We start from the raw sequence: 15,761 nt of genomic DNA on the forward strand, positions 1-15,761 counted from the left end.
CGACACGCCGAGTCACGTCGGACGGCTCACGGTGACCTGGCCTTACCGTGAGAACGTGCTGGATCTCGAACCGCAGGGCCCGCTGCCGCCGCAGATTTACTGGCGACGCCGCGCTCTCGCTGGCGGCATCGCGGTCGTCGTGATCGGCATCGTCGTCGCCGTCGTGTTCACCGTGCTGAGCAACGGCTCCGGCCCGGACACCAAACCGGCGGCCAAGCCCTCAGACGTGCCCGCTTCCCAAGCGCCCAATCCGCAGCCGGAGGTGAAGTCGCCGATCACGCCGCTGCCTCCGCCGCCGGTCCAGAACCCGACGCCCACAGCGGCTGTCATGCCGCCGCCGGTGCTGAAGGACGGCGACGACTGCCCGGACTCCACGCTTGCCGTCAAGGGCATCACCAGCCAGCCGCAGTACGTCTTCGGCGAGCAGCCGAAGTTCACGATGGTCGTCACCAACATCGGCTTGGTGGCATGCCAGCGTGACGTCGGCGCCGCTGTGCTGGCCGCCTACGTCTACTCGTTGGACAACCAGCGGCTGTGGTCCAACCTGGACTGCGCGCCATCGAACGAGACGCTGGTCAAGAAGTTCAGCCCGGGCGAGCAGGTGACCACCGAAGTGACATGGACCGGCATGGGTTCGGCACCGCAGTGCCCGCTGCCGCGTCAGCCGATCGGGCCAGGCACCTACAACCTTGTCGTGCAGCTGGGCAACCTGCGCTCGGCTCCGGTGCCGTTCATCATCGCGCCCGCACCGGCGCCGAACGAACCTCCCGCTCAAGGCCAACCCGTTCCCGGGCAGCCCGGACCGGTTCAGGCGCCGCCGGCCGGCTGAGCGGGTTCAGCCGAGCCTGTCGGCGATCGTCGACTCGGCCAGCTGCGAGAGGCCTTCGCGGATGTGCCGCGCCCACATCGCGCCGATGCCCTCGACTTTCTGAAGGTCGCCGGCGCTGGCGGCGAGCAGCCCTTGGAGCGACCCGAACGCGCGCACCAGCAGGTCGATGTGTGCGAACTGCAGCCGCGGGATTCCGGCCATTGCCCGGTATCCGCGTGGGCTCATCGGTGAGTCCTGCGCCTCCGCCGTCGATGGATAGCCGAAAACCTTCGACAGAGCGGTCAAGTCCAGCAGCTCGGTATCAGAAAGCTGGTCGAGCTCGTCGAGCGTGGAGGCCACCTGTTCGGCCGTCGGCGGCTCGGGGTTGGCGTGGTAGTCGCGCACGATCAGCTCGCGGGCCAAGTCGTTGCCGCCGACGAGTTCCTCGAGCTGCAGTTTGAGTTGGCGGCCGTCGGTGCCGAGCTCGACGACGTGCTCGTCGATCTCGAGGCTGATGCGCCGGACCATTTCCAGCCGCTGAACGACGGTCATCACGTCGCGCAGCGTGACGAAATCCTCGATTTCGGCGGTGGACAGTTGGCGGCTCACCTCGTCGAGGCGCGACTTGTAGCGCTCCAGGGTGGCCACCGCTTGGTTGGCCCTCGACAGGATGGTCGCCGAATCGGCCATCACATGCCGCTCACCCGCGACGTACACCGTCACGATGCTCATCGAATGGCTAACGGAGACAACGGGATAGCCTGTCTGAATCGCGGTGCGCTCCGCAGAGCGGTGCCGGGTTCCCGATTCGTCGGTGGGTATCGACGGGTCGGGAACCAGCTGCACATTGGCCCGAACGATGCGGCTGCCGTCGGAGGACAGCACCAACGCGCCGTCCATCTTCGACAGCTCCCGCAGCCGGGTCGGCGCGAAACGCACGTCCAGCGAAAAGCCGCCGTCACAAATCGACTCGACGCGCTCGTCGTAGCCCAGCACGATCAGCGCACCGGTGCGGCCCCGCAGTATTCGTTCGAGCCCGTCGCGCAGCGGCGTGCCGGGCGCCAGCCGGCGCAGCGTCTCGCGAAGTGCAGGGTGCGCCAACGGCGCCTTGGTGTTGTTGCTGCGGTCCGGCGTGGTCATAGCCAATGCGGCCTGTCGTCCTTCGGTGTCTGTGCTGGTTCCTTGACCGTAATCTCAGCCAGCAACGCAAGCGCGCCGTTGATGGTTTTCGCCGGCAGCACGCACATTCCCTCGGGCGCCGATTTGACGCCGTGCGGCACCAGCGCCGTGGTGAAACCCAGCCGAGCGGCCTCGGCGAGGCGGCGTTCCATGCCGGTGACCCGCCGCAGGTCGCCGGCGAGACCGACCTCGCCGATCACCACCACCGAAGACGGCAGCGGCCGGTTGCGGCACGCCGAAGCCATGGCCAGAGCAACGGCCAGGTCGGAGGACGGGTCCGTGAGGCGCATGCCGCCGACGGTCGACAGGTAGATGTCGGAGAGCAGCAGCGTCGGCATTTTGCACCGCTTGGCCAGTACGGCGCTGATCATCGCGGCACGCGACGGGTCGATGCCGCTGACCGCCCGCCGCGGCGTGGTGCCGCACGACTGCACCAGCAGCGCCTGCACCTCGCCGATCAGGGGCCGTTTGCCGTCGAGCGTGACCGTGACCGCGGTGCCCGACACCGGCTCTGGGCGCTGGTCGAGGAACAGGCCCGACGGGTCGGCGACGCACTCGATGCCGCCTTCGTGCAACTGGAAGCAGCCGACTTCGTCGGCCCCGCCGAACCGGTTCTTCACCCCGCGCACCATCCGCAGCATCGACTGCCGGTCGCCTTCGAAATGCAGCACGACGTCGACCAGGTGCTCCAGTGTTCGAGGACCCGCGATCGCGCCATCTTTCGTGACGTGGCCGACCAGGACGATCGCCACGCCGCTGCGTTTGGCCACCGCCATCAGCGCGGTGGTGACCGCCCGTACCTGGGTCACGCCGCCGGTGACGCCGTCGGTGTCGGTGGTGGACATGGTCTGCACCGAGTCGACCACCACGAGGCTCGGACGCACAGCGTCGATGTGCGCAAGCACGTTGTCGACGTCCGACTCCGCGGCCAGATACACCTGGTCGTGGCTGCAGCCGGTGCGCTCGGCGCGCATCCGGATCTGCCCGGCCGATTCCTCGCCGGAGACGTACAGCGCTCGCTGGCCGCCGCTGGCCCACTGGTGGACGACTTTCAGCAGCAGCGTGGACTTGCCGACACCCGGTTCACCGGCGAGCAGCGTCACCGATCCCGGCACCACGCCGCCGCCCAGGACCCGGTCGAGTTCGTCGACCCCGGTGGGACGGTGGCGGGTGATGTCCGCGGCGATCGACGTGATGGGCACTGCGGGCGAGCCGGGGCTCGTCGAGCGCTGCCCGCGCCCACCGGACAGCGTGGCCGCCACCTCGTCGACTGTGCCCCACGTGCCGCACTCAGGACACCGGCCCACCCATTTGGCGAAGTCGTGCCGGCACTCTGAACAGCGATATTGGGTGCGCGTCTTGGCCACGCCGAGAAGGTATCGGGCGGGTCCGACAGATCGCTAGTGACCTTCTCCAGCCGGGCCTTGCTGGCGTGGAGTTCTTTCGCCCGCGGTCACTGGCACCGACACCTTAGCCTCGCCGCTGCGCTGGAACTTGAACACGAAGTTGTAGGTGAGGCCATTGCTGACCGGCTTGTCGAGCGTGACGGTGGCGGTCGCCGTGATCGCCTTGGTCGCAGCCTGCAGCTCCTCGGCCTCCGGACCCTCCGGCTTGCCGACGATCAGCGAGCGGCTGGCCGGCACCTCCGGGTCGGACGGGCTGAGCTTCACCGACCCGATATCAGAGGTGATGCTGACCAGCCGGTCGCTCTCGGTAGCCGACTGGTTTCCGGCGACGAACAGCAAATCGACGGTCTCGCCCGGCGGCACCGCAGCACTGTTCTGGTCGGCACGGATACGCACGTCGCGCAATGCGATGTCCCCGACGCTCGCGCTGGCGCCGTTGACCGCAGGTTCCTGGGTGGCGGTCTGGGACTGCTGTCCCGCACCGCAGCCCGTCAGCGTCGTGGCGATCAGCGTCGCAGCGGCGAAGCCGAACACGGATCCGCGGGTGGTAGAGAGGTTCACAAATGCCTCCTGGTCGGCATGAACTGGCACGGATTTCGGCCGGGCACCTGGCCGCCACTGTTCGACTATGCACAGTAGTAGGTCGGTTTTTCACTGCGAAGCGGGCGGGCCACAAATCGGTGCCGACGGGTGGTCGGCGCCACTCGAGACAGCTACCTGCGGTGCAGGTCACCGGCTGTCGCGACGGCCGTCGGCAAGCATGTATTCGCCGGTCTGTCAACCCCCAATGTTCAGCCAAGGTGGCCCTGACCTGCACCGTTGTTCGACCCGTGTCGGAGGCCCGTGTTAGCATGGAGTGGCGAAAGGGGCTCGAAACAGATGATTTTCAAGGTCGGAGACACCGTTGTCTATCCACACCACGGTGCTGCGTTGATCGAAGCGATCGAAACCCGGACCATCAAAGGCGAGCAGAAAGAATATCTCGTCTTGAAGGTTGCCCAGGGTGACCTGACAGTTCGAGTACCCGCCGAAAATGCCGAGTATGTGGGTGTGCGCGACGTGGTCGGCCAGGAAGGTCTGGACAAGGTCTTCCAGGTGCTGCGGGCGCCGCACACCGAAGAGCCGACCAACTGGTCGCGTCGCTACAAGGCCAACCTGGAGAAGCTTGCCTCCGGTGACGTGAACAAGGTCGCCGAGGTCGTCCGCGACCTGTGGCGCCGTGACCAGGAACGCGGCCTGTCGGCGGGTGAAAAGCGGATGCTGGCCAAGGCCCGCCAGATCCTCGTCGGCGAGCTTGCGCTGGCCGAGAACACCGACGACGCGAAGGCCGAGACCATCCTCGACGAGGTTCTGGCCGCCGCCTCCTGACGGCTGCTCGCCCACAAAGCGGCGCCGATGACCACGGTTGCGGTCGTCCCGGCCGCAGGCTCTGGCGAGCGGCTCGGTGCCGGCAGACCCAAGGCATTCGTTCACCTCAGGGGCAGGACGCTGCTCGAACGCGCCCTCGATGGCCTGCGGGACTCGCAAGTGGTCGACGCGGTCGTCGTCGCAGTGCCCGCCAATCGCACCGATGAGGCGAAGCTGATCCTCGGCGCCGACGCGACGGTGGTCGCCGGTGGGCGGGACCGCACCGAATCGGTGCGACGTGCGCTGGCTGCGGTCGGCGAGCCGGAATTGGTGCTGGTTCACGACGCTGCCCGGGCGCTGACCCCGCCTGCGTTGATCGCGCGCGTGGTTGACGCGCTGCGGGACGGCTATCAGGCAGTGGTTCCGGGGCTTCCAGTCGCCGACACCATCAAGGTCGTCGACGCCAACGCAGACGTGATCGCGACGCCGGTCCGGTCCGGGCTGCGGGCAGTGCAGACGCCGCAGGGCTTTCGCACCGAACTGCTGCTGCGCGCGTACGAACGCGCCGAGACGGCTGATTTCACCGACGACGCGTCGATGGCCGAGAACATCGGGGCGCGGGTGCACGTCGTCGACGGCGATCCACTGGCTTTCAAGATCACCACCGCGTTGGATCTGCTGCTGGCGGAAGCTGTCGTGAGGAGACAGGCGTGACCGGCTTGCGGGTGGGGCTGGGCACCGACGTGCATCCCGTGCAAGCGGGCCGGCCGTGCTGGCTGCTGGGACTGCTGTTCGAGGACGCCGACGGGTGCAGCGGCCATTCGGACGGCGACGTCGCCGTGCATGCGTTGTGCGACGCGCTGCTATCGGCCGCGGGCCTCGGCGACATCGGCGCTGTCTTCGGTGTCGACGATCCGCGCTGGGCCGGGGTCACCGGCGCCGAGATGCTCGGGCACGTGCGGGGCGAGCTCGCCAGCGCGGGTTTTCAGCCCGTCAACGCCGCTGTGCAGGTGATCGGCAACCGGCCCAAGGTCGGGCCACACCGGCAGCGCGCGCAAGAGCTGCTGTCGGATCTCTTGGGCGCGCCGGTGTCGGTGTCGGCGACGACCACCGACGGGCTCGGCTTGACCGGTCGCGGTGAAGGTTTGGCCGCGATCGCGACAGCGTTGGTCATCGCCCGCGAATAGGCCGGTAAGCTGGCACGTCGTGACCGATCGCGCTCAGGCTGTCGGGTCGGCCGCCCCATCGGCTAGGCCTCCCGCCATGCGGCTGTACGACACCTACGCCGGTGCCGTCCGCGATTTCGTGCCGCTGCGCGACGGGCACGTGTCGATCTACTTGTGCGGCGCCACCGTGCAAGGCCTTCCCCACATCGGGCACGTCCGCAGCGCCGTCGCGTTCGACGTACTGCGCCGGTGGCTGATGGCACACGGCTATGACGTCGCATTCATCCGCAACGTCACCGACATCGACGACAAGATCCTGATCAAGGCCGCTGATGCCGGCCGGCCCTGGTGGGAGTGGGCCGCCACGCATGAGCGGGCCTTCACCGCCGCCTACGACGCGCTGGGCGTGCTGCCCCCGTCGGCGGAGCCGCGGGCCACCGGCCACATCACGCAGATCGTCGAGTTGATCGAGCGGCTGATCGAACGCGGCCACGCCTACCGCTCGGAACGGGAAGGCGACGCCGACGTGTACTTCGACGTGTTGAGCTTCCCCGACTACGGCAAGCTTTCCGGCCACCGGATCGACGACGTCCACCAAGGCGAGGGCGTCGGCGCGGGTAAACGTGATCAGCGCGACTTCACGCTTTGGAAGGGTGCCAAGCCGGGCGAGCCGTCGTGGCCGACACCGTGGGGCCGCGGGCGTCCCGGATGGCACTCGGAATGCGTCGCCATGGCACACGAATACCTCGGCTCGGAATTCGACATCCATTGCGGGGGAATGGATTTGGTGTTTCCGCACCACGAGAACGAGATCGCGCAGGCGTGCGCGGCCGGCGACGGCTTCGCCCGGTACTGGCTGCACAACGGCTGGGTCACCATGGGCGGGGAAAAGATGAGCAAGTCGCTCGGTAACGTGTTGTCCATTCCTGCTGTGCTGCAACGTGTTCGGCCCGTCGAGTTGCGGTATTACCTGGGCAGCGCGCACTACCGGTCGATGCTCGAGTTCTCCGAGACGGCGCTGCAGGATGCCGTCAAGGCCTACACGGGGATCGAGGATTTCCTGCACCGGGTCCGCACCCGCGTCGGCGCGGTCGTGCCGGGCAAGTGGACAGCGGGGTTCGGGGCGGCGCTCGACGACGATTTGTCGGTGCCGATCGCGCTGGCCGAGATTCACAACGCTCGTGCCGAAGGTAACCGGGCGCTCGAGTCGGGCGATCACGAGACCGCCCTGGCCCGGGCCGGCGAAATACGCGCGATGATGGCGGTTTTGGGCTGTGACCCGCTCGACGAGCGATGGGAGACCCGCGACGAGACGTCGGCCGCGCTGGCCGCCGTGGACGTGTTGGTGCAGGCCGAACTCGAGCGCCGTGAGGCGGCACGGGCCCAGCGGAACTGGGCACTGGCCGACGAGATCCGCGACCGGCTGAAGCAGGCCGGCATCGAGGTCACCGACACTGCCGACGGGCCGCAGTGGACCCTGACCGACGGTCACAAGTAGATGGCCGGAAACTCCCGGCGCCGCGGCGCGGTACGAAAGCCCGGCACCAAGAAGGGGCCCACCGTCGGCTCCGGGGGCGTGCGCCGGCGCGGCCTCGAAGGGCGGGGTGCCACGCCGCCCGCTCACCTGCGACCGAACCACCCGGCGGCCAAACGTGCTGCGGCCAAGGAAAAGTCGCGTCGCACCGGAAAGAAGACCGACGACACCGAGATCGTCCTCGGCCGCAACCCGGTGCTGGAATGCCTGCGGGCCGGAGTGCCGGCGACCGCGTTGTATGTGGCGCTCGGCACCGACGCCGACGAGCGCTTGACCGAATCGGTCCGGCGCGCAGCAGATTCCGGAATTCCGATTCTGGAAGTGCCGCGCACCGATCTGGACCGCCTCAGCGCCAACGGGCTGCATCAGGGCATCGCGTTGCAGGTGCCGCCGTACCAGTACGCCCATCCCGACGACCTACTGACCGCGGTTCGCGACGCGTCATCACCCGCACTTCTCGTGGCGCTCGACAACATCTCCGATCCCCGCAACCTCGGGGCGATCGTCCGGTCAGTCGCAGCCTTCGGTGGCCACGGTGTGGTGATCCCCCAGCGGCGCAGCGCGGCCGTCACCGCGGTGGCGTGGCGCACCAGCGCTGGTGCGGCGGCACGCGTGCCGATCGCTCGGGCGTCGAATCTCAATCGGACACTTCGGGATTGGGCCGCGAGCGGGCTTTTCGTCGTGGGGTTGGACGCTGACGGTGACACGACGATCGACGATTTGGACGCCGCCGGCGACATGGTGATCGTCGTCGGCTCGGAGGGTAAGGGGTTGTCGCGGTTGGTCCGCGAACACTGCGACGCGGTGGTGTCGATTCCGATGGCCGGGCCCACTGAATCGCTGAACGCCGCCGTCGCCGCCGGTGTGGTGCTGGCCGAGGTCGCACGCCAGCGCCGCCGCTAGCTTTTCAAGAGGGCAGCTGTCACGTCCCCAGGACGTGCAACCCTGCCCACAGCGCCAGCACCGCCAACACCAAAGTGATCGGCACCGTGCACAAACCGAGGCGGACGAAGCGCCCGATGCCGTCCTCGGCGGCGTTGTCGCGCAGCACATTTCGCCACAGCAGGTTGGACAGCGAGCCGATGTAGGTCAGGTTGGAGCCGACATTCGTGCCGATCAGCACCGCGAGCACCGACGCCGCGCCGCCGCCGCCGACAAGAGGCAGCAGCAGCAATACCGCGGGAAGGTTGTTCACGAGATTGGACAGCACCGCGGCGATTGCCGCCAACGCGAGCAGCGCAGGCAATCCGCTCCCGCTGGGCAGCAGATCTCGTGTCGCAGTGTCGAGCCCGTTGACCATCGCGGCCCGCACCACGACCGCGAGCGCCAGCACGAAAGCCAGGAACGGCACATTGGCTGCACGCACCACCTCCGGCAGCGTGCCCGTCCGCCGGATCAGCCCCCGCACTGCCAGCACGGCTGCGCCCGCACAGGCCACCCATGCTGGCGACACCCCCGCCAGCGACGTCACCGCGAACCCCGTCAGCGTCACACCCAGCACCGCCAGCGCGAACACCGGCACTTGCGGGCGGTCGGGAAGTTCGTCGGCATCCGCCGGCGCGGACAGGTCGCTTGCGAAAAAGCGCCGAAAGACAAGGTATTCCGCGGCAATCGCTACCAGCCACGGCGCCGTCATCAGTGCCGTGAACCGGGTGAACGACACCCCGGCCGTCGTGAACGCCAACAGGTTGGTCAAGTTCGACACCGGTAGCAAAAGCGACGCGGTGTTGGCCAGATGAGCGCTGGCATAGCTGTGCGGTCGGGCCGGCAGCCGCAGCATGCGGGCAGTGGCCAGCACTACCGGCGTCAGCAGCACGATCGTCGCGTCCAAACTCAGCACCGCGGTGGTCAGCGATGCGATCACGAACACCTGGCGCAGCAGCCGCCGGGGCTGTCCCGCGCTGCCGCGTGCCATCACCATGCCGGCCGCCCGGAACACACCCTCGTCGTCGCACAGCCGCGCCAGCACCAGCACCGCAGCAAGGAATCCGACAACCGGCAGAAGTCGGGCCACCTCGTCGACCGCATCGCGCAGCGAAAGTGCACCGACCGCAATCAACAGCACAGCCGCGGGCACCGCCACGACGTCCTCGGTCCATCCCCTCGGGCGCAGCAACGCGAACGTCAGCACCACGGCCAGCAGCGCCAGCGAGAGGAACAATCGCCAATCCGCCTCAGGCCCAGGGGTCTTCAGGCTGCCACAACACCGGCAGGTGCAATGCCACGTCGTCTGCCGCGGCGAGCCGCGACAGCACCCGAATGGTGGTATCCAGATCGTCGGCGGCATACGGCAGCGCGCGGATCGGCTCGGTGAGCGGGCGGAAGAAGTCGTCCCAGTGGATCAGCACCACCCGATGGGCGCCGACGGCACGCACCACTTCGTTCCAGTAGTCGACCAGGTATTGCTCGGGCAGTACCCCGAGCTGTCCCACGCCCAGATAGACCACATCTGCCCGCTGTCCGGCCAGCGCGCCCTCGACGAACCCGGCGCTGCCCTGTACCAGCAGCCGACGATCCGTTGGCCGGTGACGAATCAGCACGGACCATGCCTCGCCGCATTTGTAGGCCGACGCCTTGACCGGCGGCACCACAGGTTCGGTGATCACGCCCGGAAACCGGTCGGGCGGTGAGTGTTTCGACTCGATCAGCGTCACTTCGTACGCACCTAGGGTGATCGGCTCACCTGAGGTCGCGACGACGACGCGGTCGTCGGGCAAGCCGTAGCCGCGGCCGATGTTGGCTGCCGACTCACCGCCGACGAGCTTGGCGTCGGTGCGTGCGGCCACCACCGCGGAGTCAAGCGCATGGTCGTAGTGGGTGTGCACCGGAATCACCGCATCCAGTTTGCGGACACGGGTTCGTTCGAGGCAGCCGATGATCCGCTCCAGCGACGGTTCCACCCGCCGCAACACCACGGTGGCCAGGCTCGGCCGCGAGAAGAACCCGTCGGTCATCAGCGCCGAAGTGCCGTCGCTGACGAGAAGTGTCGCCACGCCCAACCACGTCACCGATAGAGGAGCGTCGGCCTCGGCGGGCGGCACGTCGAACCGCTTGGTGAAGTCCTCGACGAACGGACGGCCGAGCTTGAGGCGCATGGGTCAACCCTACGGCGAATTCCGCGACGCCGGTTCTGGGCGGCGGATCAGCCGGCCGGGGCGAGCATGTCCTTCCACGCGTCGTCGGCGCTGTTGGCGGAATCCTTCACGCTGTAGCGCGAGCCGTCGGGGGCGACGACCTCGCCGTTCTGCGGGTTGTAGATCGCAGTGGGAAGCTGCGCCGGTGTGTAGCCGCACGGGTTCGGCTGCTGGCCGCTGCACACCACACTGCCCTGACCGGGCCGCGACAGCGGATCGCTGATCGGCATCGGTGGACGAATCATGTTGGCGGGCAAGGGATTCAGGCCGTTGTTGACGCTGGGCGCCGGGATCACCCGACCCGGCTCCACCGGCTGGTCACAGCGCGCCGCCGGTGCCGGACAGGTCAGGATCTGGTTCGGATCGCCGTACCACGGGTTGGTGCCCATCGGCACATACGGCTCGTTGCTGCGGCACTCCTGCGGCGACGCGGCCCGCTTACCCGGCACGTCGGCGCACGGATAGTTACGGGCTCCGCGTACCGCGAGACCCTGGTAGTCCTTAGGGATCTTGCAATAGATCCCGGTCGGCAACGGGGCCGGCGAGGTGTCGGCAGGCGCCCGCCACTGCGACGGCGGCAAAAAGCCGGTCAGGCACGGCGGCGGACTGTTGAGGGCAGCACCGAAACCCGGCGGCACAGCCTGCAATGTCAACGCAGAGGCGCCGATTCCCACGAACAACGGCCCGAGCGCGAAGTTGATGATGCCGTAACCCGGAAAGACCGTCCCTGCTTCAAGCTGACTCGCGCTCTGGGGGAAGTAGACGAACGCCTGTTCCACGCCCTTGTGGTAGCGCTTGAGCAAGTCGATGACGATCTCGAGGTTGGCCAGTGTCTGGGGCAGCGAGTCACGCACATCGGAGAACACCGAGTTGAGTTGATCGGCAGTGGGCGCGGCCTGCTGCAAACCGCTGCGCAGCGCCGCGTCCTGCTCAGCGGCTTGGGTGCCGATCGCGTTCAGGTTCGCCGCCCAGGTTTCGATGTTGTCGCGCGAATTCACCTGCGAATCCAGGATCGGCGACGAGTTGGCGATGATGTCGTCGACGGGCTTCAAGTTGTCGCGAAAGTCGCCGGCAATCGCGGTGGTCGAATCCACCAGCCGCTGCAGCGCCGGCCCCAGCCCACCGACGGCCTGCGACGTCTCGTCCAGCAACGTGGCGATCTTGCCCGCCGGCAGCGCCGCCAGCCCGCGATTAGCGGCGTCAAGCGCCGGGCCGACGTCGGACGGAATCGTGGTCTTGGTGATCGTCTGACCGTCCAGGAAGTGTTTACTGGAGTCGCCGCTGGCGGAGACGATGTCGACGTACTGCTCGCCGACGGCCGTCACGGAATGCACGTTTGCAGAAGCGTCCAGCGGCAGCTTGTACCGGTTGTCGATGCTCAGCGTGGCGCGCACCCCACGCTCAGTGGGCTGGACGTCGGTCACCCTCCCGATCATCGCGCCCCGGTATGTGACGTTGGCGGTCTCGTAGAGGCCACCGGATCTCGGCAGATCGACGTACAGCGTGTACTGGCCGATGCCTACGCGCTGTGGCAGGTGAAGGTAGTGGAAGCTCAACGCACCGAGCGCCAGCAACGTCAGCGCCAGAAAGATCGCGAGCTGAAGGCGAATCAACGGCGTCAGGATCGGGTCGCCTTGGCCCGTCCACCGCATCGGTTCCTCCTCGCCTCAGGCCGAGCGACGGGGGCGCTTCCCGTGTGCGGGGGACACCGGTGTCTGACCTCGCGATGAGTCGGAACTGTACCCGATGACGGTAACGCGCACGCCGCAACGGACAAACTATCGTGACCGTGGATTCGACGTTCTCTCGGGTTCAGACGAACGGTTGCAGTGTGACGCCGTCACCGATCAGTCGTTCCCGCACCGCGACGGCCAACTGCACCGCATCAGGCGAATCACCATGTACGCAGATGGATTCCACGTTTACCGGGATCACTGAACCGTCGATCGCGGTCACCTCTCCGCGCATCACCATCGTCGACACGCGCTGCGCCACCGTGTCCGGGTCGTGGATCACCGCACCCGGTTCGCGACGGGACACGAGTTGGCCGTCGGGCCGGTAGGCGCGATCCGCGAACGCCTCAGCGACACAGCGCAATCCGAGCGCAGACGCCGCCTCGAACAGTGCCGACTGCGCCAGGCCCAGCACCGGTAGCGAATCGTCGACCGCATGCACCGCCTCGGCGATCGCCCGGGCCTGGGTCTCGTCGGTGACGGCGGTGTTGTACAGCGCCCCATGGGGTTTGACGTACGAAACTTTCGAGCCTACCGCGTGAGCGATCGCCTGCAGCGCACCGATCTGATAGATCACGTCGGCGGTCAGATCCGGTGCGGCGACGTCGATGTAACGGCGACCGAAGCCCGCTAGATCGCGATAGCTGACCTGCGCGCCGATCCGTACACCTTGTTCGGCCGCTGCGCGGCAGGTCCGGACGAGCCCGGCCGGATCGCCGGCATGAAATCCGCAAGCTACGTTCGCGCTTGTGACCACCTGCAGCATCTGCTCGTCATCGCCGAGCCGCCACACCCCGAACCCTTCGCCGAGGTCGGCGTTCAGATCGACGGTTCGCTGGGCGGCCGACACAAGTGCAAGCCTAGGTGTGCGCCGGTGACCGGTGTCGACGTTCGACGAGCCAACACACCACGAAAATCGCGAACGAGATGGTAGTGACGAATACCGAGATCGGCACACCCGGGGCCAGCGACAGCACGATGCCACCCACCGCAGCGAGCTCCGCGAACAGCACCGACACCGCAATGGTGGGCATCGGCGCCGAACATACCCGTGCCGCCGCTGCGGCAGGAGTGATCAGCAGGGACATGACCAGCAGGGCGCCGACGATCTGTACGCCCTGCGCAGCGACGACGCCCACCAGCGCCGCGAACACAATGCCCAGCACGCGCACGGGCACACCGCGCGCCGCGGCCACTTCCGGGTCGACGGTCGCGAACAGCAGCGGCCGGTATGCGACCACGAGCACGATCGCGAGAACCACAGCGACGACGACCAATTGGGCCAGACCGGAATACCCGACCCCGACGATCTGGCCTGTCAGCAGTGCGAAACTGGTCCCTGCCCGACCGGGGTAGAGGTGGATGAACAACACCGCCAGGCCCAAACCGAAGGCCATCACCACACCGATGGCTGAGTCGCGTTCTCGCGCACGCTGTCCCAACACGCCGAACAGCACCGCGGCGATCAGGCTTCCGAGCAGCGCGCCGACTCCGACGTTGAAGCCTGTCAACAGCGCGAACGCCGCTCCCGTCAACGACAATTCGGACGAACCGTGCACCGCGAACGACATCTGCCGCATGACGATGAACGGCCCGATCAGCCCGGCCGTCAATGCCAGCAGCGCGCCGGCCACGATCGCCTGCTGCACGAAGTCGCGGCTCAGCAGGTCCGCCGTGACGTGGAGGTCGAACAGCTTGTCCAGCACGCGAGCGATGTTGTCACTCATGGCAATAGCTCCGGTTGCCCACCACCACGTATTGCCCGCGTATTCGCAGCACGTCGACGTCGGCGCGGTACAGCTTCGAGAGGTTCTCGGTGGTCATCACCTCGTCCACGGTGCCGACGCGGAACCGGCCGTCGACCAGATACAGCACCCGGTCGACGAAGGGCAGCACGGGGTTGATGTCGTGGGTGACGAACAGCACCGCAGTCGCCGCGTCGCGCCGCCGCTTGTCGATCAATGCCGAGACCTGTTGTGCGCTGGCCGGATCGAGGTTCAGCAGCGGCTCGTCACACAGCAGCAGAAGGGGATCTCCGGCCAGGGCCTGAGCGATCCGCAGCCGCTGCAGTTCGCCGCCGGACATCACCGAAAGCGGCACCTTGGCCAGGTGCTCGGCGCCCACCGCGGCAAGCGCGCTGTCGACGGCTGAGTCGTGCTGCCGCCGGACCGTTCGGCGAAATGTCCATCCCCAGCGGTGCCCGTCGACCCCGAGCCGCACCAGATCAGCGCCGCGCATCGTCAGGCCGCGCTCCGCGCCCCGATGTTGCGGAATGTAGCCGACGGTGCTGCGTCCCGACGAAACAGGCCGCCCCGCAATAGAAACCGAGCCGGTCGTCAACGCAAGATGGCCCGTCAGTACCTTGAGCAGTGATGTCTTTCCCGAGCCGTTGGGGCCCAGCACGGCGACGAAATCGCCACGGTCGACTGTCAGATCCAGGCTTTTCCACAGCACACGCTCGCCGAAGGCCAGGCCGGCGTCGCTGAGCTGGACGAGGGGCGCGCTCACTGGCGGTACGCGTCGATCCGCTGCAGCGCCGCGCTCAACTGCTCGACGGTGTGCTGTTGCCACGACACGTAATCCGTTCCGGCGGGCAGCGTCTCGCGTACCTCCACGACCGGCACGCCTGCCGCGTTCGCCGCATCTACCACCCGCCGCGTCACCGACGTGTCGGTTTGCGGGTTGGACAACACGACCTGCACGCCGTGGGAATTCAGCAGATCCAGCACTGCCGCGATGTCGGCTGGCGCAGGATCGGCGTCGGCGGTCACCGCTTTGTAGTAGCCCTCCGGCGTCTTGTCCACCAACCCCGCCGCCACCTGAAGATAGTGGGCGACATCTTCGGTCGCGATCACCCCCGCACCGCGGTGTGCGGCGGCGATATCGCGCTCGGTGGCGGAGATTGCGCGGAGTTGGTTCGTGAACTTGTCGGCGTTGGCGCGGAAGTCGGCGGCGTGAGCGGGATCGGCGGCGCCCAGTTGGTCGGCGATCGCGGCAGCCACCCGGCTGACAGTGTCGAGGTCGTAGAAGACGTGCGGATTACTTCCCGGCTGATACCCGCCGACCGCGAACGCATCGATGCGCTTCACCGCGCCGTTCTGCTGCAGCACCGGCGCGACGAACGCGTCATAGCCGCCTCCGTTGTAGACCACCAGCGCAGCGTCGGCGATCGCGGCGGCGTCGGCGGGGCTGGCGTCATAGGAGTGCGGGTCTTCGGCGGGGTTATCGATGATCGCCCGGACCTGCACATGCTCGCCGCCCACTGCTGCGGCGACGGACCCCCACACCGTGGTCGACGCGACGACGCTGAGCTTGTGCGACTGCTCGGGCGACGGCGTGCACGCGGCGACGGCAAGCACGACCGCAGCCAGCCACACCATTACCCGACGCATTCCCTCGCCTCACTTAAATGAAAACCGTTTCCATTAATGTAGCGCATTCCGGTGAACGGATG

At 67.5% G+C, this 15,761-nt stretch carries 16 protein-coding genes; 6 read left to right on the forward strand and 10 right to left on the reverse strand.

Going from position 1 to position 15,761, the window contains the following annotated elements; translation table 11 throughout:
- The first annotated feature begins 55 nt into the window (after positions 1–55).
- Positions 56–829, forward strand: a complete 774-nt coding sequence (locus AC5Y39_RS18415) for a hypothetical protein (RefSeq protein ID WP_500020793.1) — start codon at positions 56–58, stop codon at positions 827–829.
- A gap of 6 nt (positions 830–835) precedes the next feature.
- Here AC5Y39_RS18415 and disA read toward each other — a convergent pair whose 3' ends face one another.
- From disA to AC5Y39_RS18430, 3 genes are read right to left on the reverse strand one after another with little or no spacing between them, the layout of a single operon-like run.
- On the reverse strand, positions 836–1,948 hold the full coding sequence (disA, locus tag AC5Y39_RS18420) for a DNA integrity scanning diadenylate cyclase DisA (protein ID WP_500020791.1): 1,113 nt from the start codon (positions 1,946–1,948) through the stop codon (positions 836–838).
- Positions 1,945–3,354, reverse strand: a complete 1,410-nt coding sequence (gene radA, locus AC5Y39_RS18425) for a DNA repair protein RadA (protein ID WP_500020789.1) — start codon at positions 3,352–3,354, stop codon at positions 1,945–1,947. Before radA ends, disA begins: the two co-directional genes overlap by 4 nt.
- A 33-nt stretch (positions 3,355–3,387) precedes the next feature.
- Positions 3,388–3,954, reverse strand: coding sequence for a copper chaperone PCu(A)C domain-containing protein (locus tag AC5Y39_RS18430; protein ID WP_500020787.1), 567 nt, complete (start codon positions 3,952–3,954; stop codon positions 3,388–3,390).
- Between the two features lie 318 nt (positions 3,955–4,272).
- On the opposite strand from AC5Y39_RS18430, the gene carD reads away from it, so the two are divergent.
- From carD to rlmB, 5 genes are all read left to right on the forward strand, one after another.
- On the forward strand, positions 4,273–4,761 hold the full coding sequence (gene carD, locus AC5Y39_RS18435; protein WP_003921720.1) for an RNA polymerase-binding transcription factor CarD: 489 nt from the start codon (positions 4,273–4,275) through the stop codon (positions 4,759–4,761).
- 27 nt (positions 4,762–4,788) lie between these two features.
- Positions 4,789–5,454, forward strand: a complete 666-nt coding sequence (gene ispD / locus AC5Y39_RS18440; RefSeq protein WP_500020785.1) for a 2-C-methyl-D-erythritol 4-phosphate cytidylyltransferase — start codon at positions 4,789–4,791, stop codon at positions 5,452–5,454.
- Positions 5,451–5,927 carry a 2-C-methyl-D-erythritol 2,4-cyclodiphosphate synthase gene (gene ispF, locus AC5Y39_RS18445; protein ID WP_500020783.1) on the forward strand — a complete coding sequence of 159 codons (477 nt, stop codon included), beginning with the start codon at positions 5,451–5,453 and terminating at the stop codon, positions 5,925–5,927. Before ispD ends, ispF begins: the two co-directional genes overlap by 4 nt.
- 76 nt (positions 5,928–6,003) lie before the next feature.
- On the forward strand, positions 6,004–7,404 hold the full coding sequence (gene cysS / locus AC5Y39_RS18450; protein WP_500020867.1) for a cysteine--tRNA ligase: 1,401 nt from the start codon (positions 6,004–6,006) through the stop codon (positions 7,402–7,404).
- Positions 7,405–8,343: a 23S rRNA (guanosine(2251)-2'-O)-methyltransferase RlmB gene (rlmB, locus tag AC5Y39_RS18455; protein WP_500020781.1), complete on the forward strand. Its 939-nt coding sequence runs from the start codon at positions 7,405–7,407 to the stop codon at positions 8,341–8,343.
- A 19-nt stretch (positions 8,344–8,362) separates the two neighbouring features.
- On the opposite strand, the gene AC5Y39_RS18460 is transcribed toward rlmB, so the two are convergent.
- From AC5Y39_RS18460 to AC5Y39_RS18490, 7 genes are all read right to left on the reverse strand, one after another.
- On the reverse strand, positions 8,363–9,601 hold the full coding sequence (locus AC5Y39_RS18460) for an SLC13 family permease (RefSeq protein WP_500020779.1): 1,239 nt from the start codon (positions 9,599–9,601) through the stop codon (positions 8,363–8,365).
- A gap of 13 nt (positions 9,602–9,614) precedes the next feature.
- Entirely contained in the window at positions 9,615–10,535 is a 921-nt protein-coding gene (locus AC5Y39_RS18465; protein WP_500020777.1) for an MBL fold metallo-hydrolase, read from the reverse strand.
- Between the two features lie 47 nt (positions 10,536–10,582).
- A complete protein-coding gene (locus tag AC5Y39_RS18470) occupies positions 10,583–12,199 on the reverse strand; it encodes an MCE family protein (protein WP_500020866.1) in 1,617 nt (538 codons plus the stop codon).
- Between the two features lie 187 nt (positions 12,200–12,386).
- Positions 12,387–13,157, reverse strand: a complete 771-nt coding sequence (locus tag AC5Y39_RS18475; RefSeq protein WP_500020775.1) for a LamB/YcsF family protein — start codon at positions 13,155–13,157, stop codon at positions 12,387–12,389.
- 10 nt (positions 13,158–13,167) lie between these two features.
- The gene (locus AC5Y39_RS18480) at positions 13,168–14,034 is read right to left on the reverse strand and encodes a metal ABC transporter permease (protein WP_500020773.1); all 867 of its coding nucleotides are present in this window, start codon (positions 14,032–14,034) and stop codon (positions 13,168–13,170) included.
- Entirely contained in the window at positions 14,027–14,815 is a 789-nt protein-coding gene (locus AC5Y39_RS18485; protein ID WP_500020771.1) for a metal ABC transporter ATP-binding protein, read from the reverse strand. The genes AC5Y39_RS18480 and AC5Y39_RS18485 overlap by 8 nt, the downstream gene beginning before the upstream one ends.
- Positions 14,812–15,699: a metal ABC transporter solute-binding protein, Zn/Mn family gene (locus AC5Y39_RS18490; protein WP_500020769.1), complete on the reverse strand. Its 888-nt coding sequence runs from the start codon at positions 15,697–15,699 to the stop codon at positions 14,812–14,814. Before AC5Y39_RS18490 ends, AC5Y39_RS18485 begins: the two co-directional genes overlap by 4 nt.
- Positions 15,700–15,761: the final 62 nt, after the last annotated feature.

The sequence above is a fragment of the Mycobacterium sp. NGS39 genome (genome assembly GCF_059812765.1).